This is a genomic window from Paracoccus marcusii, from assembly GCF_028621715.1.
In the GTDB taxonomy this organism is placed as follows: domain Bacteria; phylum Pseudomonadota; class Alphaproteobacteria; order Rhodobacterales; family Rhodobacteraceae; genus Paracoccus; species Paracoccus marcusii.
This window is the reverse complement of the sequence record NZ_CP117466.1, coordinates 1,422,026-1,448,596: the sequence shown is the minus strand read 5'-3', so window position 1 is coordinate 1,448,596 and position 26,571 is coordinate 1,422,026. Positions and strand designations below refer to the sequence as shown.

Sequence of the window (26,571 nt, the reverse complement as noted above, 5' to 3'; positions counted from 1 at the left end):
TTGTTATTGCTTGATAATTTTTATTCAGGCCCGTTGTGGACAGAAAAATCTTGCAGAATCCGCATCTTGCAGGGGTCTGCCGCGGTGCCGTGGACAAAACGATCCGATCGTTCCGGATCGGGCCTATTCCGGCCCCAGGACGTCGGGCGTGCGCCACCCCAGATGCTGTCCGCCATCGACGCAGATCAGCTGTCCGGTGACCGCACGCGCGTCCAGGAAGTACCCCAGGGCGTCGGTGATCCCCTGGGCATCCGCCCCCCTGCCAAGAACCGTCGCAGCCCTCTGGGCGGCGAAATGGCGGTCGCTCTGGCGGGCGCCCTGCAGGGTCGGACCGGGACCGATGGCGTTCACGCGGATGTCGGGCGCAAGGGCCTGTGCCGCGGTGCGCGTCAGCGACCACAGCGCGGCCTTGGCGATGGAATAGGTCATGAACTCTGGCGTGGGCTTCAGAACCCGCTGATCGACCATGTTCACCACCAGGCCCGCGGCCTGAGGCTCGCCGTTCTCGTCGGGGCGCGCCTTGGGGCATTGCGCGGCAAAGGCCTGCATCAGCTGGAAGGGCGCGCGAAGGTTCGACCCCAGGTGCCGGTCCCAACCCTGCATCGTCGCGCTGCGCATCGTGTCGTATTCGAAGATCGAGGCGTTGTTGACCAGCACGGTCAGCGGCCCCATCGCCGATGCGACGTCCGGGACCAGCGCGGCGGTCGCATCGGCGTCCAGCAGGTCGACCTGGAAGGTCTGCGCCCGGACGCCCAGGGCGCGTGCGTCAGCAGCCGTGCGCTCGGCATCGTCGGCCGAGCCGGCATAGTGGATCGCCACGTCATGGCCGCGCCGCGCCAGTTCCAGCGTCATCGCGCGGCCAAGGCGGCGGGCCGCCCCCGTGACCAGCGCGACGCCCGTCACAGCAGCACCCAGGCATAGGCGGCATAGCCCGCCACGAACAACGCACCCACCGGCCGCGTCAGGCTGATGCCGCGGAACAGGAACGGGAACAGCAGCAGTGCCGCGCCCAGCATCACCCACAGGTCCAGCCGCAGCATTTCGGGCGGGATGGGCAGCGGAGAGATGACCGCGGTGATCCCCAGGATGGCCAGGATGTTGAAGATGTTCGAGCCGACCACATTGCCAAGCGCCATGTCCGCCCGACCCTTCAGCGCGGATGCGACCGAGGCCGCCAGTTCCGGCAGCGACGTGCCGATCGCGACCAGCGTCAGCCCGATCACGGTCTCGCTGATGCCGAAGGCGCGGGCGATTTCGGTCGCGCCATTGACCAGCAGGTTCGCCCCGACCGGCAGCAGCACCAGGCCCAGGCCCAGCCAGACCGCGATGCGCCCCCAGCCCGCGCCCAGGGTCGCGCCGTCCACGCCGTCGGCCTGCGTGTCCTCGGCGCGGCCTGTGGACAGTTGCCGCCACAGGACCGCGGCCAGCGCCAGCAGCAGGATCACGCCCTCAAGGCGCCCGATCTCTCCGGTCAGGGCGATGCCGATCAACAGCAGCGAGGCCGCGATCATCATCCCCCAGCTTTCGCGCAGGTCGTGCCCTTTGGTGACGATCACAGACACCAGCGCGGTCACGCCCAGGATCACCAGCACGTTGGCGATGTTAGAACCCACGACATTGCCCATGGCGATGCCGCTGGACCCCTTCAGCGCCGCCGACAGCGACACCAGCAGCTCGGGCGCCGAGGTGCCAAAGGCCACAACGGTCAGGCCCACGACCAAGGGCGTCATGCCCAGTTTCAGCGACAGCCCGACGGCGCCCTTGACCAGCAGGTCGCCCCCCAGGACCAGAAGGGCCAGTCCGCCCAGCACCAGAAGCAGTTCAACGATCACGATGGTCGATCCCCAGGAATTTTTTCAGAAAACGGCGCAGGCCCGGTCCGCGCAGCAGGGCGACGACGACCATGACCAGCAGGAACAGGAGGACGATGCGCAGCATCATCCGCGGGTGCCGAACCGCTGGAAGGCGGCGCGATCCTCGGCCGCGTCCATCAGAAGGTCGGCGGACAGGCCCAGGCGGCGCAGCAGCGGCCGGCGCATGCCGTGCACCTCGAAGCGGATCTTGTCGCCGTACAGCGCCTTGAGCCGCGGGACCGGATGGGCGATGCCGTCGGCCAGCCCCAGGCGCACGGATTCCAGCCCTGCCCAGAACTCTCCGGTAAACAGGTCGCGTTCGGCGTTCAGGCGGGTGCCGCGACGGGCGCGGACATGGTCCTTGAACGCCTGGTGGATCGGCTCGAGAATCGCGTGCAGGCGGGCCACGTCGTCGGGATCCTGCGGGCGGAACGGGTCCAGCGTCGATTTCGACGTGCCGGCCGTATGGACGCGGCGTTCGATGCCCCATCGCTGGATCAGCTGGTCGAACCCGAACCCGGCCGAGATCACCCCGATCGACCCCAGGATCGAGCTTTCGTCCGCCCAGATGTCGTCGGCCGCGCAGGCCAGCCAATAGCCGCCCGATGCGGCCACGTCCTCGACGAAGGCATGGACGGGAATGTCGGTCTCATCCGCCAGCCTGCGGATGCGCGCCGCGATCAGCGACGACTGCACGGGCGACCCGCCCGGCGAATTGATGATCAGCGCCACGGCCAGGGGCTTGCCGCGCCGGAACGCGCGTTCGATCACGGGGGCAAGGGCCGCATCGTTCAGGCCGCCGCCGCGCCCCGCACCACCGATGGTGCCGGACAGGCGGATGACCGCGACGCGGGGCTTGCGGGACAGCAGGCGAGAGACGACGGGAATACGCATCGCCCACAGATAGGCCGCGCGGGGGCGGCCCACAAGGCGGGACGTCAGGCGGGGATGTCGCGGATCGTGTCGCCGGGCAGAAAGGTCGGGGTCAGCGCGATGATGCGGTTGTCGGGCGCCGCGTCCTTGCCCGACACCAGCCGCGCCGCGCGCCGCCCGACATCGACGCGCCGCGCATCCGTGGTGGCCAGGCGCATCGGCAGCCCGTCCAGCAGGTCGACCCCGTTGAACCCCGCCAGCCCCAGCCTGCCGGGCACGTCATAGCCGCGGTCGATGCAGTGCAGCAGCCCCCCTGCCCCGATCATGTCGTTCGAAAAATACAGGAAATCCAGGTCCGGTGCGCGGGTCAGGATGCGCTCGGTCAACTCGCGCCCCTTCAGCAGGGACGATCCGCCCTGATAGTATTCGCGCGCCTCCAGCTGGACGCCGGCGGCGGCCAGCCCCTCCTCGAAGCCCAGCAGACGTTTGCGGGCGCGGTGATCCTCGGGCATGTGGGTGCCCACGAAACCGATGCGGCGATAGCCCGCCGCCAGGATACGGTCGGCCATCTCGCGCCCGGCGCGGATATGAGAGATGCCGACCAGCGTGTCGATCCCCTCGCCGTCGACATCCATGATCTCGACCACCGGCAGACCGGAATTCTGCAGCATCGCGCGCGCCGCCTTGCTGTGCTCCAGCCCCGCCAGGATCACGCCCGAGGGCCGCCAGGACAGCATGTCGTACAGCACCATCTCCTCGCGCGCGGGGGAATAGTTGGTGACGCCGATCACCGGCTGCAGGCCGGTATCGTCCAGTTCCGCCGAGATGCCGCCCAGCACGTCGGGAAAGACCAGGTTCGACAGCGACGGGATGACCACGGCGACCAGGTTGACCCGCTGGCTGGCCAGTCCGCCCGCGATCTTGTTGGGAACATAGCCAAGCGTCTTGGCCGCGGTCAGTACCTTTTCACGCGTGGCCGCCGACACGTCGCCACGGTTGCGCAGGACCCGGCTGACGGTCATCTCCGAAACGCCCGACGCCTCGGAGACGTCTCTGAGGGTCAGGGGGCGGCGCGGTCGAATGGGCAGCATGGGGCGTTCCGATCTGTGGATGGCCGATGTTAGCGAAGGACAGACCGGCCCACAACCGCCCCTGCCGCCGCTTGCCAAGCGCCCCCCGGTTTGAGTATGCATGCCCGGCAGGCCCCGTGGCTCAACTGGATAGAGCAGCCCCCTCCTAAGGGGCAGGTTACAGGTTCGAGTCCTGTCGGGGTCACCATAACCACCAGTTAGTTAGATAGACTCTTGGATTTGCCAGTCGCGATCGTGGGCCTGATACAATTCGCATAGGGTTGGGCGATCACAAAAGCGTCCGATTGAAGGTCGGGCGCTTACAGACGGTAGAGCATAGAGCTGGTTCAGCTAACGCTAGCTAAGGTGACCGTTCATTGCGCTTAGATCACAGGAACCGATCCATAGACAGTTGCGTCTGAGTAAGTCGATGTGCGACTAGGCGAAAGGAACGAACAAGAGATCTGTTAGCAGCTTCATTGGAACTCTGCTCGTTCTCGCCTGAACCAAAATAAACGACTGTATTGGATTTTTATCACAACCCCTGTTGGTCGAAGTCCCGTGCCATGAGGCATTGACCCAGCAATTTAGCACAGTTCATCTTGGTCTCGATGCGGCGTCGCCGGTAATATCCGGTAATATTTAGTCCAGTTTCGCCAGATCGCGCGGCTGAGGTATTTCGAAGCTCGCCGGGCCTGGCTTCTGGGTCCGGCACCCGAAGAAACAGCCTTCCACGGCTTAACGTTTTTGCAGGGGGGATGACGGCATTCGCCCCGCGGTCAGGGATGGCGTTGTGGCATTCACGGGTATCGAAAGCACCATCTGTAGTGATGCTTCCGATGGCCTTGTCCGCCGGGATCTGGTTAAGCAGATCCGGCAGCACCGGGGCATCACCGGTATGACTCCAAGTGACCTCGACGGCCCGAACCTCCAGCGTTTGCTCAGCGATTTCAAGATATCCCTTGCGCCAGACCCGCCGCTTGGACCGGTAATCCTCCCCATGCTTGCGTGGGTTCCACTCGCCCTCACCCTCGACCTTGACGCCGTGCTATCGATCATCAGGTGTAGCGGGCCGTTGGGGCCACGATATGGGCTATTCACGGCCAGCGTCCTCTGGCTGCGCAATAGCGTGCCGAACTCCGGCATAGCTCAATTAGAACCCATGAGATGCAACAGGCTCTAGAAGAAGCCACTCGCCAAGATCACTCGGACCAGTGTCGTTTCGATGGCTCGATCTGCCGTAATGCCATGTCGAACAGATCCTTCATCATCAGACAAGTATGGATGACGGTATCGTCGTAGACCTATTGGCGGTCACACTTGCCTGATGGCGCGGCATTCCGGTGCACCTCGGGGTCGAACCAGATCGTAGCGAACTACGGCGCTTGGGCGCTTCATTGCAGGCCGGCCAGTTCCTGGTCCTGTAAACTGGGGGTGTCGGGTTGCTCATGTAGCCGAGTTACCAAGCTGGGTTCATAAGATAAATCCCTTGCAGAATTTGTGTAGCAGAGCCGGCGGAAGCGACACATTTCAACGCGGCTCAAGATACAATAAATAAAACAGAAATCTTTATTATGCAGTATACGCACGAAAGCAAAGCCTGATTTCCAATCCACAGCGACAAGGAGGAAGCTTAAGTCTAACGATCGACATGGCGCCACACATTACCATCAAGCTGAGGGATTCTTTGAATAGCATGCACCGACATAACCTATGCCAAAACCATACATAAATTATTATATTTAAATATATTAACGGCGCCAAATCAGCGCTTATCATTGCGTCGTTCAATTAGGTGAGCATGACTTTTTCAGTTGAGATACTTAAAAAACAAGTTGTGCTAATAATAATTCATTATTTAATAAAACAGTAAATAATTCGGGAATTTTTTTCCAAAAAAGCCGTTATGATCAAAATTCTATAATAATACATTTAAGTCGGGGCTACCCGTTTTATAAATAAGTCCGCAAACACAAACCGTAAAAATTTATTTAGCTCTATATTTCATTTATAAATTGCTATTTTTGATCTTATCGTCCATTCTATTGCCCTCATACAATTACCCTACACACAAGTTCTTTGTGAATATATAGCGCAATATATTTCAGCAGAGCTGGATGTACGCCGGCATAGCATGATCAAGGATGCCGGACCTTGGGCAGGGGGATGACGACTACTCGGTCGCGCTGATCCTCCGCTACAAGTGCTGCAACCTTTGCGCGGACCGTGCGATAGGCGCTGTTGTGCTGATAGGACGACAACGCGTCATCAATCAGGCGCAATTCATCCTCGGTAAACAGTCGGGCCAACGATATCTCTCCAATTGCTGCGTCAAATCACGTGGCGGGGTGTAAAGGATCGATCATTAACAATTTGCACGGAATGCATTCACCACGCTTCGACGGATGCCGGCAAGTAAGGTATCTGTGACCCTGCGACATCTTGCGCATTAGGCGAAATGGCGCCCCATCTTCCGCCGTCAGGCCGACGGCGTGAAGCGGCGCATTGTCAGTTCGACGACCTCCTCGTCATCGGGAAGCGGGATCGCGCTTTCCAGCATCACCTTCTGCATCTTGCCGTCGATCTCGATCAGGCCTTCGGCATATTGTGCCAGCTGATCCTGCGTCATCTCGGTCGTGGTGCGGATCCGGATGTAATCGCCACCGGTGTCGACGATCTCTCCCGACAGTTCGGGGCCGTCTTCCAGGGTCAGTGTTGCATGGGTCATCGTTAACTCCTTGTCGGCCTGCTTATGTGCAGCCCTCATCCGAACGCGCGATGGCGGGAATGGGTCCGCGATCCGCCCGGCAGGTACCGCAACGTTCGCTTGGCCGTGCGGAGGCTGGCGCGACGCGCGACCGTACAGCGCCCGGTCCTCGCCTCGACCGTTGCGGATCCGTTGCCGGCGAACCGGCACCTGCAACGCGCGCATGGTTAAGGAAGTATTACCGCAAAGGCTGTGTAACGGGCCCTGCAAACAGCGCAGATCGGAGACGTCACCATGCCGACCGGAAAGATCGCGGCCCGCCTCGGGGTCATCAACAGCGAAAGCTCCCGCCCATTCGTCAACGCGTTCAAGCAGGCCTGGTCGTGGCAGTCGGACCGGGGCGGCCTGCAATGGGACGCACTAGTGGCCGCAGGGCACATGACTGCCGGTGGGCGGCTGATCTCGATCCCGCCGAACTCGGGGGGCTTCCGGACCCGCGTCTTCCACAACATGCCGGCCCAGGCCGGCGGGACCGGTCGCTGGCGCCTGCGCTGGCAGGGGACCTGCACGATCGACGTCATCGGCGGCACGAACATCAACCGGTCCCTGCCGAACGAAATCTATTTCGACTTCACCGCGAACGGGTCCAGCTGGGTCGACATCATCGTCCGGACCATTGACCCTGCCGGCGGGCAGATCCGCAACATCCGCCTGAACCACCGGGACGACTGGCCCGACGCCGACCGCGGCGCGATCTTTCGCAGCCAGTATCTGGACACGGTGCGCGGCTTTGGCGCGCTGCGGTTCGACGAATGGGTCGGCATCCTGACCAGCGCGGACCAGGGTGGTCTGCGGATCACCAACTGGGCCAGCCGCGCCCTGCCGACCGACGAGATCTTCCACCGCTTCGTGCCCTACGAGTGGATGGCCGCGCTGTGCAACCAGGTCGGCGCGGACATGTGGCTGTGCCTTCCGACCGCGGCCACCGATGATCATTTCCGCCAGTGTGCCACGCTGATCCGGACGCTGATGCCCGCGCCGCGGCACGTCTATGTCGAATACAGCACCAAGACCTGGGACTTTTCTGGCACGCCCCAGGCGCATTACTGCGCCGAGCAGGGCCGCCTGGCCTTTGGCACCGCCACGGGGTCCGAGTTCCGCAACTGGTACGGCATGCGCGCCACCCAGATGGCGCAGGCCTGGCGCGCGGTCTGGGGCAACGACACCCGGCTGCACACCGTGGTCCAGCACCAGGCCGATTGGGTCGGCGGCGAGGCCGACATCCTGGTCGCCCCGCTGTGGCGGGACCGCAGCGGGACACGCGGGCTGCCGACCTATGTCGCGCCGCATTCGGTGATCGACATGCTGACCGTGCATGCCCAGATTGACGGCGGCATGGCCTATGGCGCGCGCGTGGCCCAGATCGACGGCTGGCGCACGACCCTGTCGCAAAGCGCGGCATTCGACCGGATGCGCGACCAGATGCTGACGGGCGCGAACTGGGCGGCCGATCGGACCGTCAGGGCGCTGACCCCCAAGTGGCGCCATTACCGCACCGAGGCGACGAAGTATGGCATGGAGCTGGGCGCCTACGAGGTCGGCAACCATCTGAACGGTGTCGGTGGTACCACCGCCACGCGGGCGTTCCTGCATGCGTTCTCGGTCAGTGCGCAGATGGGCGCGGTCTATGCCGCCACCATCGCCGCGCTGCGGACCCAAGGGTTCGACGGGCCGATGGCGATGTCGGTCGAATGCCGGTTGCCGGACGCGAATGTCTGCCACGGCCTGCAGCGCTGGCTTGGCGACCGCAACCCGGCCTGGACCGCGGTCGCGGCGCTGATGGAACCAGTGGTGGTCCCGACGCCCACGCCTACTCCTACTCCTACGCCGACCCCGGCGCCTACACCCACTCCAACCCCGACGCCGACACCAACGCCAACCCCTACTCCTACTCCAACGCCGACCCCTACTCCCACCCCGACTCCGACGCCCCAGGAACCGAATATGAGCGATCGCAAGAAACTGACCGACGTCTTGGCGGCCCTGCTGGCCACGACCACGGACCTGCAAGCCTATCTGGCTGCGCAGCCGGCCGTGACGCCCGCACCCGTTCAGCCGGCACCGGTTACGCCCGCACCGGTCACGCCGACGCCCACCCCCGCGCCGACCCCAGCACAACCCGCGCCCGTCACCCCGGCTCCTGCGCCGGTCCAGCCTGCACCCGTGCAGCCGGCACCTGTCCAGCCCGCCCCGGTCGCGCCGCTGCTGCCCACGGGCTATCGCGCCGTTCAGGACTTTACCATCGACCGCGCGCTGTCCTTTGACTGGAGCAGCGCGGGGGGCATCAACATCTTCCTGCCGAACTGGGCCGGGGGCGACCGGGGCAACGGCGTGGGCGGCAGCCTGGGCACGCCGGCCCGCGTCACCTACAACACCGACAAGTCCGTCTCGATCAGCGCAGCGATGGAGGGGGGCCAGTGGCGGAACGGTGCGATGCAGCTGAACCGCCCATCCGCCGCCATCGGCAAGTGGGGCGCGGTGGTCACCAGCCACACCAGCAGCGCCGTCAATGCCTTCTTTACCCACGCGGACAACGGCAAGGAGCTTGATTTCGAACTGGTCAAGCGCAACGGTGTGATCGGCTGGGCGCCGGCCGTCCACATGCCCCGCACCGGGGGTGGCCGTGCATCGTCCGACCGCCGCACGCTGGCGCTGGGCGAGTTCAAGCCGGGCGTGCCGCAGCGCCTGGAGTTCGAGCTGTTCGCCGACCGCTGCGTGTTCTCGATCGACGGCAAGGTGTTCGAGACGGTGCGCCATGCCGACATGGCGTCCGGCTTCATCTGGGACCTCACGACGAGAATGGCGACGCTGACGACGATCGAACGTCATGCCGCTTGGGCCGGCTGGACCACCGAGGACTATGCCCGCGAAAGCCGGATGACCATCCACGGCTTTGCCCTGCCCACGATGCCCTGACGGTCAGACGCCAAGGAATGAACCATGCCCCGCCATCGTGCGGGGCATGGTCTATTGCATGGGATGGGTCCGAATCCGGTGTCAGGCCGCCGCAGGCAGGGCGTCCGCCCGCGACAGGCGCGGGGCGACCGGGTTCGCGGCATGGTGATCGACCAGATGCGGAAAGTCCTTGGCCAGCTTCAGATCCTTGGTCAACAGCAGTGTTTCTGCCACCAGCACGGTCCCGGCATCATCGGCCTTGACCGAGAGCCAGCTGTGATCCTCGACCAGGATATGGAAATAGCTGCGGCCGTCGATCAGACCGCGTTTGCTGCTGACCGCGCCGGCCTCGACGTTGAAGCCGTCGACCTGCACGCCATGATTGGCCGAAAGACGAACGCCGGCGACGATGCTAGGACGGTCGCGGAACTGCGTCGGCTGCCATGATCCGACCGACAGGACGCGCTGCGGCCCCTTGGAGGTGGTGACGATGTCGCCGGCCTGGATGGTCTCGACCTTGACCCATGCGTTGTCCGCCAGGATCAGCGTGCCTTCGCAAAAGCACGGACCGCCGATGTTCTGCGGCGGGTTGGATCCGACATCGTCGCCGCCGCGCGTCCCCAGATACAGCAGGGCAAGCGGGATCAGCGCCAGCCAGTAATTGGGCGCATTGCCAACGGCCGCGACGGGCGTAGCGGCGGGGGTGAATTCCACGATTGGCGCCACGTAACCGCCTGCATAGGCCGCAACGGAACTGCCGAAGGCCGCGACACCGGCCGTCAGCGCCTGAAGCAGGCGATGGGACGATTTTGCAGAACCCTGGGAAATGCTGTCGTCACGGCCGAAGCGGTTGCCGATGGCCGGCGCGGTGCGCTTATCGCTGATACGCATACTGTGCGATCCAATTCACTTGTGACTGATTGTCGCGCAAGATGAACGCCCTCTGCTGCCGATAAAAGCGGCAATTTGAGGCGAGAATTGGGCAGTGACGCAATTCAGGGTTTAGTTAATTGTCATTACAGTGGGTTGAATATTCAGATGCCTGTCCAATTATACAGGTGGTTCCTTTTCGCCGAAACGCCCGCGTTCGGGTGTTTATGCCGAGGCGCTCCACATTCAGCAAAAGCACGATACTCTGCGCCAATTTCCTTCGGAATCAGTCGACATCGCGGTCTTGCTGCGCTGACCGCCCCTGGCGCACGACTGTCCGGTGGTTATCAGCGCCTTCTCCAATGGCAGGCGCTGATAACGACTGGCAGGCGGAAGGAGTGAAATCAGAACGACAGTGGATGACGCTCAAATTTTCCAATGAACAGCGCGCACTTTTTAGAATGCGCATCAGCCACGACAATACCAAGATGATGATCCGCAATTCACCGGCAATTACGGTGCAGGTATCGGCGGCATAATATTTTCGGATTGTATTTAGCGCGCATCGCCTGTCAGGCACTGCGCCCGGCATTGGTGCGGGACGCACCATTCGATGCCGTCAACGCGAACGGGTCCGGCTTTGGCCGGACCCGTTCGGATCGTGGGGTGGATGGGTCAGGGACGCGCCTTGACGACCTGCAGCAGGGGCATGACGTCGGACATGTCCGGGCCATGCGCCTGGCCGGTCACGGCCTTGCGCAGCGGCATGAACAGGCCCTTGCCCTTGCGGCCCGTGGCCTCCTTGACCGCCGCGGTCCATTCGCCCCAGGTCGCGTCTGTGAAGGGGCCCGCAGGCAGCAGGGTCATGGCCTTCGCGATGAAGTCGGCATCCTCGGGGTCGATCTGGGGCTCCGCGCCCTCGCTGAAGATCCGCCACCAGTCGCCCAGGTCGTCCAGGCGCGTGATGTTCTGGGACGCCACGCGCCAGAAGCGTTCGGCCTGATCGTCCGGCACGCCCAGGGCCGCGATGCGGTCGGCCACCGCCGCGAAGGGCAGCGCCTGGTTGCGTTCGCGCGTCAGCGGCCACAGATCCTCGGCATCGAACTTGGTGGGCGATGCGCCGAACTGGCCCAGATCGAAGGCCTCTGCCAACTCGTCCAGCGAGGCCAGCCCGACCGGCACGCCCGACCCCAACCGCGCCATCAGCGCGATCAGCGCCTCGGGGGCCACGCCCGCCTCGCGCAGGTCCTTGAGCGACAGGGCGCCGATGCGCTTGGACAGCTCCTCGCCCTTGGCGCCGGTCAGCAGGCTGTGATGGGCAAAGGCCGGGGGCGTGCCGCCGATGGCCTGGATGATCTGGATCTGGGTGGCGGTGTTGGTCACATGGTCCGAGCCGCGCACGATATGGGTCACGCCCATGTCGGTGTCGTCCACGCTGCTGGCAAAGGTGTACAGCACCTGGCCGTCGGCCCGGATCAGCACCGGATCGCTGACGGATGCGGCGTCGATCGAGATGTCGCCCAGGATGCCGTCTGTCCATTCGATCCGGTTCTGATCCAGCAGGAAGCGCCAGTATCCCTCGCGCCCCTCGGCCCGCAGGCGATCCTTGTCGGCATCTGACAGCGACAGACCGGTGCGGTCATAGACCGGCGGCTTGCCCATGTTCAAAAGCTTCTTGCGCTTCAGGTCCAGCTCGACCGGGGTCTCGAAGACTTCGTAGAGGCGCCCCGACGCGCGCAGCGCATCAGCCTCGGCGCGATAGCGGTCCATGCGCAGCGACTGACGCTCGACCCGGTCCCAGTGCAGGCCCAGCCATTCCAGGTCGCGCTGGATGCCGTCGACATATTCCTGCTTGCTGCGTTCCTGGTCGGTGTCGTCCAGGCGCAGGATGAAGGTGCCGCCGGCCTTGCGGGCGATCAGATAGTTGAACAGCGCGGTGCGCAGGTTGCCGACGTGGATATGGCCGGTGGGCGAGGGCGCGAAACGGGTGATGGTCATGGGGCGTCTCCTGTTGCTGTTGCTCTTTCACAGCCGGGCATTTTTGTCCATATCGGGGGGACCATGCAGGAGGCGCTGGAATGAGTGACTGGAACGGCCGCACGGCCCCCGACGCGGCCGAGATCGAGGCCATGGCCCGGCACGCCATGACCACCCTGCCCCCCGAATTCCGCGAAGCCGCGGCCCAGGTCGCCATCCGGGTCGCCGAATTCGCCCCAGAGGACGTGCTGGACGAGCTGCAGATCGACGACGCGTTCGACCTGACCGGCATCTATGACGGCATCCCCGTGACCGAGAAATCGATCAGCGACCAGCCGGGCGGGCCGGACATCATCTGGCTGTACCGCCGCCCGATCATGGACGAATGGGCGTCGCGTGGCGACGTGACCTTGGGCGATCTGGTCACCCATATCGTCACGCACGAGATGGCGCATCACTTCGGCTGGTCCGACGACGACATCGCCACCATCGACCGCTGGTGGGAATGAGATGAGCGGTCAGGCCCCCATCCTGACCGTCACGCTGAACCCGGCGCTGGACCTGTCAACCGCCGCCGACAGCGTCGTGCCCGACCTCAAGCTGCGCTGCGACAAGCCGGTCGTCGATCCGGGCGGCGGCGGCATCAATGTCAGCCGGGCGATCAAGATCATCGGCGGCCAGTCCACCGCAATGGTGGCCCTGGGCGGCGCGACGGGCCAGCGCATGGCCGACATGCTGAAGGCGGCGGGGCTCAAGGTGCTGCGCCTGACCGCGCCGGGCGAAACCCGCCAGTCGCTGGCCGTCACCGACCGCGCGACGGGCGGGCAGTACCGGTTCGTCATGCCCGGCCCCGAATGGCACATGACCCAGCTGGCCAGCACCATCGCCGCCATCGCCGAGGCCGCGCTGGCCGGGGGCTGGGTGGTCGTGTCGGGGTCGAACCCGCCGGGCATCGCGCCGGGGTTCGAACAGATGCTGACCGTCAGGCTCAAGGACGGGCGGGCGCGGCTGCTGGTGGACACTTCGGGGGACGCGCTGCGCGCCCTGGCGGGGTCGTCCATTCCCGTCGACGTGCTGCGCATGGACAGCCACGAGGCCGAGGGCCTGGCGGGACGCCCCCTGCCCCTGCGCAGCGACAGCGCCGAATTCGCGGCGGGGCTGGTGCGCAACGGGGCAGCGAAATCGGTGATCGTGGCGCGCGGCGCGGACGGGTCGGTCATCGCCGGACCCGACGGCGCCTGGCATGCCGCAGCGGCGCCGGTGCGCGTGGTCAGCGCCGTGGGCGCGGGCGACAGCTTCGTCGCGGGCTTCGTGCTGGCGGCGGCGCGCGACTGGCCCATGCAGGAGGCGCTGGCCCTTGGCGCGGCGGCCGCCTCGGCGGCGGTCATGACGCCCGCGACCGAGTTGTGCAACGCCGCCGACGTCCGCCATTTCTATTCACAGCGCATCATGACGCGGCTGTAACAAAAGAGGCCGCCCGAAAGGGCGGCCCTGATCGTCGATGCGCGCAGGTTTCAGGCGGCTTCGGCTTCCTCGGCCTCGGCGGCCATGCGGCGCTCGCTCTCCTCGCGCGACAGCGCGACCGAGGTGCGCACGCCCTTGGACACGAATTCCATCAGACCCTTGACCACACGCTCGTTCGGGTCGATCCCGGCGCACGACAGCACCTCGCGTCCATCGCGCGAGCGCGCCCAACGGGCGATCTGTTCGGGGCCGTTGCCGTATTTCTTGTCATCCGCAATGGCATCATCCAAGGCTGCCAGCACCACCGCTGCAAACAGCTTGCGGGCACGCTGGCCCTGTTCGAAATTGAAGGCCGAGCCGTCGACAAAATCGCGCATCTTGTTTTCGTCCATTCTCTTGCGGCCCCGATCGGGAGTCAGGGCCTTATGGGAAAACTTGACGTTTCCCCTGTTTCTTGAATCCGCTTCTCTGACGGTGCCTGCTGCCTTAGCCGTTCGGCCCGCCGATTCGGTATCCCTTCACTCGCATGTCTGCCATGTCCTTACTGCATGTCGCGCAAATTGCGGGAAAAATCGTGACCCCACTGCGCCAGTGACGTGGCGATGATCTTGTTGGCATCTTGACAACGCCGCAGTTCCGTTCTGGTTGCCTGATGCCGCAGCCCTCGATATAGGGGGCCAGAATTGTCGTTCAACGGCTGGCAATGCCAGGACGGCCCGAAATTTCCGCAAACGCACGAGACCCATCCCATGCCCAAGATCAACGGCAATGAAATCCGCCCCGGCAACATCCTGGAACATGACGGGGGCCTGTGGGGCGCCGTCAAGGTGAACCACGTCAAGCCCGGCAAGGGCGGCGCCTTTGCCCAGGTCGAATTGAAGAACCTGCGCGACGGTCGCAAGCTGAACGAGCGTTTCCGGTCAGAGGACAAGGTCGAGCGCGTCCGCCTGGACCAGAAGGACCAGCAGTTCCTGTACGAATCCGACGGCAAGCTGGTCTTCATGGACAGCGAGACCTTCGAGCAGACCGAACTGGACGCCGACCTCTTGGGCGACCGCCGCCCCTTCCTGCAGGACGGCATGACCGCCACCATCGAATATTACGGCGAGGAGGCCCTGTCGGTCTCGATCCCGCAGAAGGTCACCTGCACCGTCGCCGAGACCGAGCCGGTCGTGAAGGGCCAGACCGCCGCCAACAGCTACAAGCCGGCGATCCTGGACAACGGCGTGCGCATCATGATCCCGCCCTTCGTGGGCGAGGGCGAGGCGATCGTCGTCAACACCGAGATGTTCGAATACAGCGAACGCGCCTGATCCACGGCCCGACCTGACACGCGCGCCCCGCAGGCCCCCTGCGGGGCGCGTCGCGTTCTCACCTTTGCGTGAACGCGCTGATGGGGCGTGGTGCCGGGCATCGCTTCGCGGGAAAGATCGCACAAACCCCGAAAAAGGAGATGCCCGTGACCGTCCTGTCCCGCCGCCACCTGATGCTGACCGCAGCGGGCGCCGCCGTCGCGATGCCGTTCCTGGGCCGCGGCCTGGTCTTTGCCCAGGAACCGGCCGCCGCCGCGATCCCGGCCTTTCTGCCGACCGTGCATACCCGCATCCTGGGCAACACCACCGTCACCACCATCGCCGACGGGCATTTCGACTTTGCCAAGGATCTGGTCGTCAACCTGGACGATGCGGCCTATGGCGCGGCCCTGCGTGCCGCCTATCTGGACCCCGAACAACCGATCCGCGTGCCGGTCAGCGTGCATCTGATCCGCCAGGGCGATCAGCTGACGCTGGTCGATGCGGGCGGCGGGTCGGCCTTCGGTCCCACCACCGGGCATCTGGCGGCCTCGCTTGCGGCATTGGGCGTGACACCCGACCAGATCACCCGGATCGTGATGACGCACCTGCATCCCGACCATGCGGGCGGACTGGTGGGCGATGCGGGCGCGGTCTTTGCCAATGCCGCGCTGCACGTCAACGAGGACGAGCTGGCCTTCTGGACCGACGAGGCGACGGCCAGCGCCGCGCCCGCCGATGTCCAGCCCTTCTTCGCGCTGGCCCGCGGGGTCCGCGACGCCTATGGCGACCGCGTCCAGACCTTTGCCGGAGAGGCCGACCTGGGCGGCGGCATCACCACGATGGCCCTGCCCGGCCACACGCCGGGCCACAGCGGCCTGCGCCTGTCGGATGGCGACGCACAGATGATCATCCTGGGCGATGCCGCCGCCTTGGCCGCGCTGCAGTTCCGCCACCCGGATGCCGGCGTGGCCTTCGACACCGACGCAGGCCAGGCGGCCACGACCCGGCGGAACCTGCTGCAGATGGTCACCGCCGACCGGATTGCGGTAGCGGGCACGCACCTGCCCTTTCCCGGCATCGGCCATGTCGAGGCGCGCGGCGACGCCTTCGCCTGGGTGCCCGAGGACTGGTTCGCGACCCGCGCATGAACAGCGCCCTGAACCTGACGGGCCGCCTGCTGATCGCGGTCCTGTTCATCGGCGGCGCGCTTCAGAAGGTCGGCGATCCGACGCAGGTCATCCGCATGATCGAAAGCCTGGGCCTGCCCGGCGTACTGGTCTGGCCGGTCGCGGCCTTCAACCTGGTCGCGGGCATCTGCCTGATCCTGGGACCGCGCGTGCGGACCTGGGCGCTGCTGTTGGCGGTCTATTGCATCGGCACCAGCTGGTTTCACTGGCAGCTGCGCGCCGACCCGTGGCAGGTCACCATCGTGGTCAAGAATTGGGCCGTGGCGGGGGGCCTGCTGATCCTGGCGGCGCAGGGTCCGGGCCGGTGGGTGCGCTGGCGCTAATCGAACAGCGACAGCTGGGCGGGGCCGTCATCGGGGGCCTCGAACCCCGACAGCGTCACACCCAGCAGGCGCGCGCCGCGCGGATCGGGCAGCACCCCCGCCGCCAGATCGCGCGCGATGGACAGCAGCTCGTCCTGAGAGGCCACCGCATGACCCAGGCTGCGGGCGCGCGTGATCTGCTGGAAATCGCTGAACTTGACCTTCAGCGTCACGGTGCGCCCGCGCAGCTCGTGGCGCGCGACGGCCGCCCAGACCTTGGCGGCCAAGGGCTCCAGTGCCTCCAGCGCCGCCTCCAGCGCCATGATGTCGGCGGAATAGGTGTTCTCGGCCCCCACCGACTTGCGGATGCGGTCGGGGCTGACCCGGCGGTGGTCGATGCCCCGCGCGATGTTCCAGTAGTACCGCCCCGACTTGCCGAACCGCCGCAGCAGGAAGTCCAGGTCCTGCGCATGCAGGTCGGCCCCGGTGGCGATGCCCATCGCCTGCATCTTGGCCGCCGTCGCGGGCCCCACGCCGTGGAACTTGCCCACCGGCAAGGACAGCACGAAGCCCGGCCCCTGTTCTGGCGTGATCACGCACAGACCGTCGGGCTTGTTCTGATCGGATGCCAGCTTGGCCAGGAACTTGTTGTAGCTGACGCCCGCGCTGGCGGTCAGGCCCGTGGTCTCGCGGATGCGGGCGCGTATCTGGGACGCGATCTTGGTCGCGGTGCGCCCGTCAAGGTAATCGGTCACGTCCAGATAGGCCTCGTCCAGGGACAAAGGCTCGACCAGGGGGGTGTAGTCCAGGAAGATGTCGCGGATCTGCTGGCTGACCTGCTTGTAGACGTCGAACCGGTGCCGCACGAAGATCAGGTCGGGGCACAACCGGGCCGCCGTCACTGACGGCATGGCGGACCGCACCCCGAACACCCGCGCCTCATAGCTGGCGGCAGCCACGACGCCCCGCGCGGCAGACCCGCCCACGGCAACCGGCTTGCCGCGCAGTTCCGGAAAATCGCGCTGCTCGACCGAGGCGAAGAAGGCATCCATGTCGATATGGATGATCTTGCGGGGCCCCGGCGCGGGGTCGGTCACAGCGGGAACAGCCGCGCCTCGCCGGCCTGCATCTCGGGGGCCACGCGGTCGTGGCGGACATGGGCGATGGCCTGCCCGCCGGACTGGGTGAAGACCGCGCCGACCTCTCGTCCCTCGGCGGTGATCGGCGTGCCGACAGGGGCGGCACCCTCGATCCGCAGCACGGTCAGGCCCTTGCGCAACTCGGTCTTGTGCTTCATCCGCGCGGTGACCTCTTGACCGACATAGCAGCCCTTGCGGAAATCCACGCCGTGCAGACGCTCGAACCCGGCCTCCAGGATATAGGTGTCGTTCGGGATCAGCTCGACCAATGTCTCGGGGATGCAATGCGCGACGCGGATGGCGTCCCAATCCGTGCCGTCATCCCCCGCCGCGCCGTAATGCCGCCAGCCCAGGGCCGGATGCCGCGGGTCGGCCACCGCACCCTCGGGTGCGGGACCGGTGCCGCGTGCGACGGGCATGTCCACAAGGTCCAGCGCGACCTTGCTGCGCAGCTTGTACATCGACAGGCGGCGCAGCAGGTCGTCGGCCAGCCGCGCATCGACGTCGATCAGCAGCGCGTCGCCGTCGGGCACGACCAGGAAATCGGCCAGGTACTTGCCCTGCGGCGTCAGGATCGCGGCCCAGACCGGGGCACGGGCCACATCGTTGGTCACCAGCCCCTGCAGGAAAGGCAGGCGGTCCTCGCCGGTCAGGCGGATGATCTGGCGGCTCATTCATTGTCTCCGAATTGCAGCGCGACAAGGCGGGCATAGGCGCCGCCCTTGGCCATCAACTGGTCATGGCTGCCCTGTTCGACAACCCGTCCCGATTCCATCACGACGATCTTGTCGGCGTTGCGGATCGTCGACAGGCGGTGGGCGATGACCAGCGTGGTGCGTCCGCGCGACAGATGGTCCAGCGCATCCTGGACCAGACGTTCGCTGGCCGTGTCCAGGGCGCTGGTCGCCTCGTCCAGCAGCAGCACGGGCGCGTCGCGCAGCAGGGCCCGGGCGATCGCCACGCGCTGGCGCTGTCCGCCCGACAGGGCCGACCCGCGCGGGCCCACGGGGCTGTCCAGCGTGCGGCCATCGTCCAGGAAGTTGATGACATTCGCGGCCTTCAGCGCGGCCTGCAGGTCGGCATCGGATGCGTCGGGGCGGCCCATCAGGATGTTGTCGCGCAGGCTCTCGTCGAACAGAGCCGATTCCTGGGCCACGGTCGAATACTGGTCGCGCAGCACGCCCAGGTCATAGTCGCTGACCGGCGCGCCGCCCAGGCTGACCAAGCCGCGGTCTGGGTCGACCATCCGGGTCAGCAGGTTGAAGACCGTGGACTTGCCCGCCCCCGACGGGCCGACCAGCGCGGTGGTCTGGCCGGCCTTGGCGGTGAAGGACAGCCCGTGCAGCACGACCTGCCCGTCATAGGACAGCCAGACGTCGTCCAGAACGATCTCGGTCGTGTCGGGCGGCGCGGTGCGCGGGCCGGACACGACCGTCGGACGGGTGTCGAAGACGTGATAGATGCGCTCCAGGCTGGCGGCGGCGGTCTGCCAGACGCCGGCGATCCCGCCAAGGCGGCGCATCGGCTGGAACGCCAGCGCCAGCGCGGTGAAGAACGCCATGAAGTCGCCGACGCTGCGATCACCGTCCATCACCTGGTTTCCGCCCAGCGCCAGCACCGCGACGAAGCCGATGCCCGTCACCACGTCGGTCAGTGCCGGGATTACGCTGGATGTCGCCGCGACCTTGGTTTCGGATGCCCGGATGCGGGACACGATGGCCGCAAAGCGGGCGGTCTGGTCCGCCTCGGCCCGGTTCAGCCGGATCGAGGCGATGCCGTGCAGCACCTCGTCCAGCCGGGTGGCGCGCAGGCTGGCGTTCACGCGGTTCTGGCGCACCTTGCGGCGGATGTATTTCTGCACCATCGCGGCGGGCATGATCAGGATCGGCGCGCCCACCAGCGCCCCCAGCGTCCAGATCGGATCGATGCTCAGCGCCACCCCGAACAGCATCACCAGGCTGATGGCGTCGCGCGTGGCCCCCGTGATCAGCGTGGCCCAGACCCCCTGGACCGCCATCGTGTCGCCCTGGATCCGCTCGATCATCGCGCCGGGCGAATTGTCTCGGAAGAACCGGCTGTCCAGCGTCAGGATATGCGCTAGCAGCTGCGTCTGCATCGTCGTGGACACCGCCAGCGAGATCGTCGTCAGCAAGGCCCGGCTGGCCACCAGCGTGACCGCGCGCAGCAGGAAGATGCCGAAGATCGCCGCCCCCACCCACCAGATCGCGCCCGGCTGCTTGCCGATGAAGACCAGGTCGAACAACGGCTTCAGCATCCAGCTGATCAGCGCCAGGGTGGACCCCTCCAGCGTCATCAGGAAGAAGGCCAGCGCCATCTTGCCCCAGTGCTGTCGCAGATAGTCGTCCCACAGCCGCCGCAGTAGGCCCGGCACCTTGGACGCATCCGGGGCGGGCGGCACGGTCGCGCCGCGCGTCGCGGCGGCAATCAATCGGGAGGGGCTGTCCTGGCGCGGGTCCACGTGTCTGTCGGGCCTTTCGGTCGCGGGCGCGGGCGCCCTTTTCGATCACGCCCAGCCATACCCCGTTCCGACCTTGCGCCACAAGGCCACCCCCCGTTGACGCGGACGGGGTGTGGCCGTACCGATCTTGCACGATGTGAAGGAACGCTTGCGATGAGCCTTGCCCCCGGACCCGACCTGATTGCCATTCCCGGACCCTCGCCGGTGCCGGCCCGCGTGCTGAACGCGGCGCACCGCGCCTCGCCGGACATCTATGCCGACGATCTGGCGCAGGTGAACCTGCAGGTCATGGCGCAGCTGAAGCGCCTGGCGGGGACGCGGGCAAACCTGGCGCCCTATATCGGCAACGGCCATGCCGGCTGGGAGGCGGCGTCGGCCAACATGTTCGCCCCCGGCGACCTGGCGCTGGTGCTGACCAGCGGCCATTTCGGCCGGTCCTGGGCCGAGATGACCGAAGGTCTGGGCGTCTCGGTCGAGCGGCTGGACTTCGGCGCGCTTGCCCCCGATCCCGCGCGCCTGGCGGCCCGCCTGGCCCAGGACCCGCAGGGCCGCATCCGCGCCGTGATGGTGTGCCAGACCGACACGGCCAGTGCGACCCTGGCCGACATCCGCGCGATCCGGGCGGCGATGGGCGATCACCCGGCGTTGCTGGTCGTGGATGCCATCGCGTCTTTGGGCTGCGCGCCGATGCGGATGGACGACTGGGGCGTCGACGTGCTGATCGCCGCCAGCCAGAAAGGGTTGATGTGCCCGCCCGGCACGGTCTTCGTGTGGTTTTCCGACCGGGCGGCGGCGCGCGGGCGGACGTCGCTGACGTCTCCATGGTGGGACTGGCACCTGCGCGCGGGGTCGGACGCGCTGTGGCGCTGGTGGGGCGGCACGCCGCCCGTCCAGCAGATCTTCGCCCTGTCCGAGGCGCTGACGATGATCCTGGACGAAGAAGGGCTGGAGGCAACTTGGGCGCGCCACGACCGACTGGCCCGCGCCACCTGGGCCGCGGTCGACGCCTGGTCGGTCGGCGGCGGCATCCGCCTGTCGGTGGCCGATCCCGCCGCCCGGGCCTGTTCGGTGACCGCGGTGACGCTGCCCGGGGCCGACGCGCTGCGGGCTTGGGTGACACGCGAATGCGGCGTGACACTGGGCGTGGGCCTGGGCGCGCCCGACCCGTCGGGTGCGCTGCGCATCGCGCATATGGGCCACACCAACGCGGGCGTCCTGCTGGGCACGCTCGGCGCGATCGAGGCCGGGCTGACCGCCCTTGGCATCCCGCACGGAACCGGCGCATTGGAGACGGCGGCGGCCAGCATCGCCCGTTCGGCAGGAACCGCCGACGGCGGCCGGCACTGACGCGCCGGGCCGTCAGGCGCCACGCGCGCCAGGCTGCTGGTTCGGACCAGTGCGACTGCGTGCAGGTGACGGGCGTTCGCCTCAGGTTGGATACGACATCAAAAGGTGGCTTTTACGCAGCTTCGTTGCCTGCGACGCGCGCCAAGGTCACCACCGTATCGCCATAGCTGCGCCGGCCCAGCAGCGTGACTCCGGCGGGCAGCATCGGCGGGCGCGATTCCTCCCAGATGATCCACGCCCCCGCGCCGATCCAGTCGCCCCGCATGGCAGAGGCCAATGCGACCTCTCCGCGCCCCTGGCCATAGGGCGGATCAAGGAACACGACGTCGAACCTCGGCCCCTCGTGCCGCCCCAGCCTGGTCGCATCACGGCGCAGCAGGCTGGTTTTGTCCTGCACCCTGGCCTTGGTGATGTTCTGCCGCATCAGGGCATGGGCGCGGGCGCCGTCATCGACCAGGGTCGCGTGGGCCGCGCCGCGCGACAACGCCTCCAGCCCCAGCGCCCCGGTCCCGGCGAACAGGTCCAGCACCCGCGCCCCCGGCAGCGGATTGCCGTGCGTGCCGTTGATCAGCAGGTTGAAGATCGCCTCGCGGACGCGATCGGTCGTGGGGCGCAGATGCGCCGCCGGATCGCCTGCGCCCAGGTCTGCCAGCTTCAGGCCGCGCAGCGTGCCGCCGACGATCCTCATGATGGCGTCCCGCGGTGGCGGCGGGGGGCATCCTGCCCCCCGCACCCCCCTGGGCCGATCTGCGAACCGGACCCGGTCATGCCATCAGCGCCTTGAGGTCCGCGACGGTCGATATCGCCGCCGGGTCCGGACTGATCCCGCCCTCGATCAGGCGCTTGCCGATCATGTAGGCGCGGGCGTCGTTCAGCGCATCGACCGCGATCAGGGTCCCCTGCCGGTAATACCAGACCGATGCGGCGTGATCGCCCTGCCCCGCCCGCGTGACGACCTGATCATGACCCGCATTCAGACCCGCGATCTGCAGCTTGGCATCGAACTGGTCCGACCAGAACCATGCCTTGGGCACATAGTCCCGCGTCAGCCCCAGCATGTTGTCGGCCACGCATTCCGCCATGTCGATCGCCCCGCCCACGCTCTCCAACCGCAGCCGCCCGCCCTGCCAGGGCGTGCTGGCGCAATCGCCCGCGGCCCAGATCGACGGATCCGACGTGCGGCCGTGCAGGTCAGTCGCGATGCCGTTGTCCAGATCCAGCCCCGCCGCGCCGGCAAGCGCGGTTTCCGGCAGCACGCCGATGCCCATTATCACCAGATCCGCGTCGATCTGCCGGCCGTCGGTCAACGCGACCCCGGTCGCCCGGTCGTCTCCGGTGATGCGGCTGATCCCTGTGCCTTCCAGGATGGTGACGCCGTGCGCCCGGTGCAGCGCGCGGATTAGGTCCGCGGTCTGGGCGGCCGCGACGCGGCCCAGGATGCGCAATGCCGCCTCGATCAGCGTGACCTCCAGGCCCAGCTTGCGCGCGACTGCCGCCGCCTCCAGTCCGATATATCCGCCGCCGATCACCACCAGGCGCCGCCCCTCGCGCATCTGCGGCGCCAGCGCGTCGACATCGGCCAGGCTGCGGATCACATGCGTGCCGGGCAGGTCGCCGCCCATCGCCGCGGGCAGGCGCCGCGGCGCCGCGCCCGTGGTCAGCGCCAGCGCGTCATAGGAATACGTGCCCCGATCGGTCGTCAGGACCTGCCCCGCCCTGTCGATGGACAGCGCGGTTTCAGACAGGTGCAGCGCGATCCCCTGGTCGCGCCACCATTCGGGCGCGCGCAGCGTCAGGCGGTCCAGCCCCATCTGGCCCAGCAGATAGGCCTTGGACAAGGGCGGGCGCTGATAGGGGGCGGCGGGCTCGTTTCCGATCACGGTCAGCGGCCCCTCGTGGCCCTTGGCCCGCAGCCGCGCCGCCATCGACGCTGCCGCCTGCCCCCCGCCCACGATCACGATGCGCATCTGCCGCCTCTCTGGTCTGTTCACCGGAGGCACCCTATAGTCGCCGCGAATCCGTTGCAATTCAGGAGAATGCGATGACCATCACCGCCGGGGACAAGCTGCCCCAGGGCCAATTGCTGCGCGTGAGCGAGGCCGGCCCCGAGACCGTCGACACAGCCGACCTGATGCAGGGCAAGGTCGCCCTATTCGGCCTGCCGGGCGCCTTCACCGGCACCTGCACGAACGCGCATATGCCCAGCTTCGTGCGCAGCGCCGACGCGTTCCGCGCCAAGGGCGTGTCGCGCATCGTCTGCATCACCGTGAACGATCCCTTCGTGGCCAAGGCCTGGGCCGATCAGACCGGCGCGACCGAGGCCGGGATCGAGGTCCTGGCCGATGCCGACGGCAGCATGACCAAGGCCCTCGGCCTGAACTTCACCGCGCCTCCGGTCGGCTTCTTCGGCCGCTGCAAGCGCTTTGCGGCCTATGTCCAGGACGGCGTGGTCAAATCGATGGATGTCGAGGACAGTCCCGGCACCTGCAGCGTCAGCGCCGGAGAGGCCCTGCTGGAAAAGGTCTGACCGCAGACCCATGGCACGACACCGGGGGGGCCGGGGGGCTGGCCCCCCGGCCCTTCGCGGGACGCAACGGCCCACTCACGGCGACGGATCACCCTTGCGGAAGGGAGTGAACTCGGCCAGCGCCTCGATCTCGGCGCCCATCGCGTCGCGTTCCTGATCCAGATAGTTTTCCAGCGCGCGCAGGAAGCCCGGATCGCGCACCCAGTGCAGCGAATGGATCGGCACCGGCTCATATCCCCGCGCCAGCTTGTGATCCCCCTGCGCCCCCGCCTCGACCCGGCCCAGCCCATGCGCGATCGCATGGTCGATGGCCTGGTGATAGCACAGCTCGAAATGCAAAAAGGCGTGATCCGCGACGCAGCCCCAGTAGCGGCCATAGATCGCGTCCGGCCCCAGGAAGTTCAACGCCCCCGCGATGGGCCGGCCGTCGACCTCCGCCAGCACCAGCAGGATGTCGTCGCGCATCGTGTCCTGGATGCGGTCGAAGAAGGCCCGCGTCAGATAGGGCTGCCCCCATTTGCGCGCCCCGGTGTCCTGATAGAATTCCCAGAACGCGTCCCAGTGATGCGGCCTCAAGTCGTCGCCGGTCAGGTGCCGGATCGTGCCGCCGAACGCCTGCGCGCGGGCACGCTCCTTGCGCAGATCCTTGCGCTTGCGCGAGGACAGCGCCCCCAGAAAATCGTCATAGCTGGCATAGCCGCGGTTCAGCCAATGATACTGCTGCGTCACGCGCGGCAGGAACCCCGCCGCCTCGCCCAGATCGGCCTCGTGCTCGGTGCAGAAGGTGACATGCGCCCCCGACACGTCCAGCCGCTCGGCCACCTGCATCAGACCAGCCAGAAGGCCCGCGCGGGCCTCGTCGTCGCGGGCCAGCAGGCGCGCGCCAGTGGCGGGGGTGAAGGGCACCGCGCATTGCAGCTTGGGATAATAGCGCCCGCCCGCCCGCACATAGGCCTGCGCCCAGGCATGGTCGAAGATGTATTCGCCCTGGCTGTGCGACTTGGCATAAAGCGGCGCCGCGGCGACGATCTGCCCGTCGCGCTCCAGCGTCAGGTGCAGCGGCTGCCAGCCGGTGCCGGTGCCCACGGATCGGGACTGCTCCAGCGCGGACAGGAAGCGGTGCGTGGTAAAGGGATTGCCGTCGCCCAGAGCGTCCCAGACCTCTGGGGCGATGGCGGCGATCGAGGGATGGGTGGTCAGGGTCATCATGTCGGTCATGCCCCGGAAGATAGGGTGCGGGGCGCGGCTTGTCAGGGCCCGCCGGTGTCGCGGGGCGCCGCAGGTCGGCGCCCCTTGGGTATTTGTGCAGCGAAAAGGCGTCAGATCGCCGCGCGATAGCCTTCGAAGGTGATGTTCGTGGCGACGCGGCGGGCGGCCTCTTCCTCGGCGGCGCTGCGGATGGTCCAGGTCAGCACCGGAACGCCCTGCGCGCGCAGCGCATCGACGCGCGGATTGTCCAGATCGCCCTTGTCATGCGAGATGAAGCACGCCCCCACCGCATCGAAATCGCGGATCTGCGCCAGCTCCTCGCGTCGGGCGGGCGCGACCTGCGGCCAGTCGCCCTCGGGAAAGGCGCAGGTGGTCAGGCCCACCGGCACATCCGGAGCCGCGGCGCGGAAGGCCGCGATCATGTGCGGGTTGAAGGACATGACCGCCACCGGCCCGTCATAGCCTGCCAGCACCTTGGCCACGCGCGTGGACAGCGGGCCGACATCTGGCCCGCAGGCGCCGTCCTGGTCCTTGATCTCGATCAGCAGCGGCACCTGGCCCGCGACCAGGTCAAGGAACCGGGCCAGCGTCGGCACCGGCTCGTCCGTGCCCAAGAGGCGCAGACCGGCCAGCGTCTGCGCGTCGGTCGCGCCGATCACACCCTCGGCCCCGGTCAGCCGCTTCAGCCGATAGTCGTGAAAGACCAGCGGCTCTCCGTCCGGGCCGGGCTGGATGTCGCATTCGATGCCGTAGCCCGCCTCGATCGCGGCGCGGGCGGCGGCCAGGCTGTTCTCGGGGACCCCCGCGCCATGCAGGCCGCGATGGGTGATCGGCACGGTCAGAAAGCGCGGGTCCAGCATCAGCGGACCTCGAAGACGGCTTCGATCTCGACCGCGACGCCGAAGGGCAGCGAGGGCGCGGACACCGCGGCGCGCGAATGACGCCCGGCCTCTCCGAAGACCTCGACCATCAGATCGGAACAGCCGTTGATGACCTTGGGCTGATCGGTGAAGTCAGGGGTCGAGTTCACAAAACCGGTCAGCTTGACCACCCGCGTCACGCGGTCCAGGTTGCCGATCGCGGCCTTCAGCTGCGCGATCAGCGCCAGCCCGCAGCGGCGCGCGGCGGCGGCACCGTCCTCCAGACTGGTCGTGTCGCCCAGCTTGCCGGTGATCAGGCCGTTGTCATCCGCGCTGATCTGGCCCGAGATGAAGACCAGGTTGCCGGTCTGCACGAAGGGGACATAGTTCGCCGCCGGCATGGGTGCTGCGGGAAGGGTGATGCCTTTTTCGGCCAGGGTCTGTTCGACGCTCATGG

The 26,571-nt window shown here is 66.8% G+C and carries 26 protein-coding genes, 1 tRNA gene and 1 pseudogene; 10 read left to right on the top strand and 18 right to left on the bottom strand.

From position 1 onward, the window contains the following. Window positions 1-123: 123 nt before the first annotated feature. From PRL19_RS07115 to PRL19_RS07100, 4 genes are all read right to left on the bottom strand, one after another. Window positions 124-903: an SDR family oxidoreductase gene (locus PRL19_RS07115; protein WP_295169387.1), complete on the bottom strand. Its 780-nt coding sequence runs from the start codon at window positions 901-903 to the stop codon at window positions 124-126. After that, entirely contained in the window at window positions 900-1,832 is a 933-nt protein-coding gene (locus tag PRL19_RS07110; protein ID WP_273744364.1) for a calcium/sodium antiporter, read from the bottom strand. Before PRL19_RS07110 ends, PRL19_RS07115 begins: the two co-directional genes overlap by 4 nt. 105 nt (window positions 1,833-1,937) lie before the next feature. Beyond that, window positions 1,938-2,747: a S49 family peptidase gene (locus PRL19_RS07105; RefSeq protein WP_045981110.1), complete on the bottom strand. Its 810-nt coding sequence runs from the start codon at window positions 2,745-2,747 to the stop codon at window positions 1,938-1,940. A gap of 44 nt (window positions 2,748-2,791) precedes the next feature. Then, window positions 2,792-3,817 (bottom strand): LacI family DNA-binding transcriptional regulator, encoded by a 1,026-nt coding sequence (locus tag PRL19_RS07100; protein WP_045981069.1) that lies wholly within the window; start codon window positions 3,815-3,817, stop codon window positions 2,792-2,794. A gap of 110 nt (window positions 3,818-3,927) precedes the next feature. On the opposite strand from PRL19_RS07100, the gene PRL19_RS07095 reads away from it, so the two are divergent. Further along, a tRNA-Arg gene (locus PRL19_RS07095) sits at window positions 3,928-4,004 on the top strand. A gap of 327 nt (window positions 4,005-4,331) precedes the next feature. Here PRL19_RS07095 and PRL19_RS15685 read toward each other — a convergent pair. The 3 genes and pseudogenes from PRL19_RS15685 to PRL19_RS07080 all read right to left on the bottom strand — a co-directional run. Further along, window positions 4,332-4,778: pseudogene (locus PRL19_RS15685) on the bottom strand (transposase); the annotation flags it as partial. 1,156 nt (window positions 4,779-5,934) lie between these two features. Beyond that, window positions 5,935-6,078, bottom strand: a complete 144-nt coding sequence (locus PRL19_RS07085) for a hypothetical protein (protein ID WP_273744363.1) — start codon at window positions 6,076-6,078, stop codon at window positions 5,935-5,937. 197 nt (window positions 6,079-6,275) lie between these two features. After that, window positions 6,276-6,524: a hypothetical protein gene (locus tag PRL19_RS07080; protein WP_273744362.1), complete on the bottom strand. Its 249-nt coding sequence runs from the start codon at window positions 6,522-6,524 to the stop codon at window positions 6,276-6,278. A 273-nt stretch (window positions 6,525-6,797) separates the two neighbouring features. On the opposite strand from PRL19_RS07080, the gene PRL19_RS07075 reads away from it, so the two are divergent. After that, window positions 6,798-9,479 carry a hypothetical protein gene (locus tag PRL19_RS07075; RefSeq protein ID WP_273744361.1) on the top strand — a complete coding sequence of 894 codons (2,682 nt, stop codon included), beginning with the start codon at window positions 6,798-6,800 and terminating at the stop codon, window positions 9,477-9,479. Window positions 9,480-9,560: 81 nt separating this feature from the next. Here PRL19_RS07075 and PRL19_RS07070 read toward each other — a convergent pair whose 3' ends face one another. Then, window positions 9,561-10,349, bottom strand: a complete 789-nt coding sequence (locus PRL19_RS07070) for a Hint domain-containing protein (protein ID WP_273744360.1) — start codon at window positions 10,347-10,349, stop codon at window positions 9,561-9,563. A gap of 341 nt (window positions 10,350-10,690) precedes the next feature. Here PRL19_RS07070 and PRL19_RS07065 point away from each other — a divergent pair, with 341 nt between their 5' ends. Continuing rightward, window positions 10,691-10,867: a hypothetical protein gene (locus tag PRL19_RS07065; RefSeq protein ID WP_273744359.1), complete on the top strand. Its 177-nt coding sequence runs from the start codon at window positions 10,691-10,693 to the stop codon at window positions 10,865-10,867. 136 nt (window positions 10,868-11,003) lie between these two features. Here the strand turns inward: PRL19_RS07065 and gltX are convergent, their stop codons facing one another. After that, a complete protein-coding gene (gene gltX / locus PRL19_RS07060) occupies window positions 11,004-12,326 on the bottom strand; it encodes a glutamate--tRNA ligase (RefSeq protein ID WP_273744358.1) in 1,323 nt (440 codons plus the stop codon). Between the two features lie 80 nt (window positions 12,327-12,406). Between gltX and PRL19_RS07055 the strand changes: the two genes are divergently transcribed. After that, complete coding sequence (locus PRL19_RS07055; RefSeq protein ID WP_045981063.1) at window positions 12,407-12,814, top strand: metallopeptidase family protein; 408 nt, start codon at window positions 12,407-12,409, stop codon at window positions 12,812-12,814. Between the two features lies 1 nt (window position 12,815). Continuing rightward, complete coding sequence (locus tag PRL19_RS07050) at window positions 12,816-13,769, top strand: 1-phosphofructokinase family hexose kinase (RefSeq protein ID WP_273744357.1); 954 nt, start codon at window positions 12,816-12,818, stop codon at window positions 13,767-13,769. Between the two features lie 50 nt (window positions 13,770-13,819). Here PRL19_RS07050 and PRL19_RS07045 read toward each other — a convergent pair whose 3' ends face one another. Then, complete coding sequence (locus PRL19_RS07045; protein ID WP_042251710.1) at window positions 13,820-14,146, bottom strand: DUF6280 family protein; 327 nt, start codon at window positions 14,144-14,146, stop codon at window positions 13,820-13,822. A gap of 372 nt (window positions 14,147-14,518) precedes the next feature. Between PRL19_RS07045 and efp the strand changes: the two genes are divergently transcribed. The 3 genes from efp (at window position 14,519) to PRL19_RS07030 (ending at window position 16,574) form a co-directional block, all read left to right on the top strand. Then, entirely contained in the window at window positions 14,519-15,082 is a 564-nt protein-coding gene (gene efp / locus PRL19_RS07040; protein ID WP_042251708.1) for an elongation factor P, read from the top strand. A 146-nt stretch (window positions 15,083-15,228) separates the two neighbouring features. Then, window positions 15,229-16,212, top strand: a complete 984-nt coding sequence (locus PRL19_RS07035) for an MBL fold metallo-hydrolase (protein ID WP_273744356.1) — start codon at window positions 15,229-15,231, stop codon at window positions 16,210-16,212. Continuing rightward, window positions 16,209-16,574 carry a DoxX family protein gene (locus PRL19_RS07030; RefSeq protein ID WP_045999986.1) on the top strand — a complete coding sequence of 122 codons (366 nt, stop codon included), beginning with the start codon at window positions 16,209-16,211 and terminating at the stop codon, window positions 16,572-16,574. The genes PRL19_RS07035 and PRL19_RS07030 overlap by 4 nt, the downstream gene beginning before the upstream one ends. On the opposite strand, the gene dinB is transcribed toward PRL19_RS07030, so the two are convergent. Genes dinB through PRL19_RS07015 form a run of 3 tightly spaced genes read right to left on the bottom strand, consistent with a single transcriptional unit; the run spans window position 16,571 to window position 20,027 of the window. Beyond that, window positions 16,571-17,650, bottom strand: coding sequence for a DNA polymerase IV (dinB, locus tag PRL19_RS07025; RefSeq protein ID WP_273744355.1), 1,080 nt, complete (start codon window positions 17,648-17,650; stop codon window positions 16,571-16,573). The two genes, PRL19_RS07030 and dinB, sit on opposite strands and share 4 nt — an antisense overlap. Beyond that, a complete protein-coding gene (gene ygfZ / locus PRL19_RS07020) occupies window positions 17,647-18,366 on the bottom strand; it encodes a CAF17-like 4Fe-4S cluster assembly/insertion protein YgfZ (protein WP_273744354.1) in 720 nt (239 codons plus the stop codon). The genes dinB and ygfZ overlap by 4 nt, the downstream gene beginning before the upstream one ends. After that, window positions 18,363-20,027: an ABC transporter ATP-binding protein gene (locus tag PRL19_RS07015; RefSeq protein ID WP_273744475.1), complete on the bottom strand. Its 1,665-nt coding sequence runs from the start codon at window positions 20,025-20,027 to the stop codon at window positions 18,363-18,365. The genes ygfZ and PRL19_RS07015 overlap by 4 nt, the downstream gene beginning before the upstream one ends. A 297-nt stretch (window positions 20,028-20,324) precedes the next feature. Between PRL19_RS07015 and PRL19_RS07010 the strand changes: the two genes are divergently transcribed. After that, window positions 20,325-21,518 carry a pyridoxal-phosphate-dependent aminotransferase family protein gene (locus tag PRL19_RS07010; protein WP_273744353.1) on the top strand — a complete coding sequence of 398 codons (1,194 nt, stop codon included), beginning with the start codon at window positions 20,325-20,327 and terminating at the stop codon, window positions 21,516-21,518. Between the two features lie 112 nt (window positions 21,519-21,630). Here the strand turns inward: PRL19_RS07010 and rsmD are convergent, their stop codons facing one another. Together rsmD and PRL19_RS07000 are read right to left on the bottom strand one after the other, a co-directional pair. Continuing rightward, window positions 21,631-22,206 carry a 16S rRNA (guanine(966)-N(2))-methyltransferase RsmD gene (gene rsmD, locus PRL19_RS07005; protein WP_273744352.1) on the bottom strand — a complete coding sequence of 192 codons (576 nt, stop codon included), beginning with the start codon at window positions 22,204-22,206 and terminating at the stop codon, window positions 21,631-21,633. Window positions 22,207-22,282: 76 nt separating this feature from the next. Further along, window positions 22,283-23,485, bottom strand: a complete 1,203-nt coding sequence (locus PRL19_RS07000) for an NAD(P)/FAD-dependent oxidoreductase (RefSeq protein WP_273744351.1) — start codon at window positions 23,483-23,485, stop codon at window positions 22,283-22,285. Between the two features lie 74 nt (window positions 23,486-23,559). Here PRL19_RS07000 and PRL19_RS06995 point away from each other — a divergent pair, with 74 nt between their 5' ends. Beyond that, complete coding sequence (locus tag PRL19_RS06995) at window positions 23,560-24,045, top strand: peroxiredoxin (protein WP_273744350.1); 486 nt, start codon at window positions 23,560-23,562, stop codon at window positions 24,043-24,045. Window positions 24,046-24,120: 75 nt separating this feature from the next. Here the strand turns inward: PRL19_RS06995 and PRL19_RS06990 are convergent, their stop codons facing one another. The 3 genes from PRL19_RS06990 to PRL19_RS06980 all read right to left on the bottom strand — a co-directional run bounded on the left by PRL19_RS06990 (window position 24,121) and on the right by PRL19_RS06980 (window position 26,569). Beyond that, window positions 24,121-25,263 (bottom strand): GNAT family N-acetyltransferase, encoded by a 1,143-nt coding sequence (locus PRL19_RS06990; protein WP_273744349.1) that lies wholly within the window; start codon window positions 25,261-25,263, stop codon window positions 24,121-24,123. Window positions 25,264-25,364: 101 nt separating this feature from the next. After that, complete coding sequence (locus PRL19_RS06985) at window positions 25,365-26,114, bottom strand: glycerophosphodiester phosphodiesterase family protein (protein WP_045999978.1); 750 nt, start codon at window positions 26,112-26,114, stop codon at window positions 25,365-25,367. Continuing rightward, the gene (locus tag PRL19_RS06980) at window positions 26,114-26,569 is read right to left on the bottom strand and encodes a RidA family protein (RefSeq protein WP_045981051.1); all 456 of its coding nucleotides are present in this window, start codon (window positions 26,567-26,569) and stop codon (window positions 26,114-26,116) included. The genes PRL19_RS06985 and PRL19_RS06980 overlap by 1 nt, the downstream gene beginning before the upstream one ends. Window positions 26,570-26,571 lie beyond the last annotated feature (2 nt).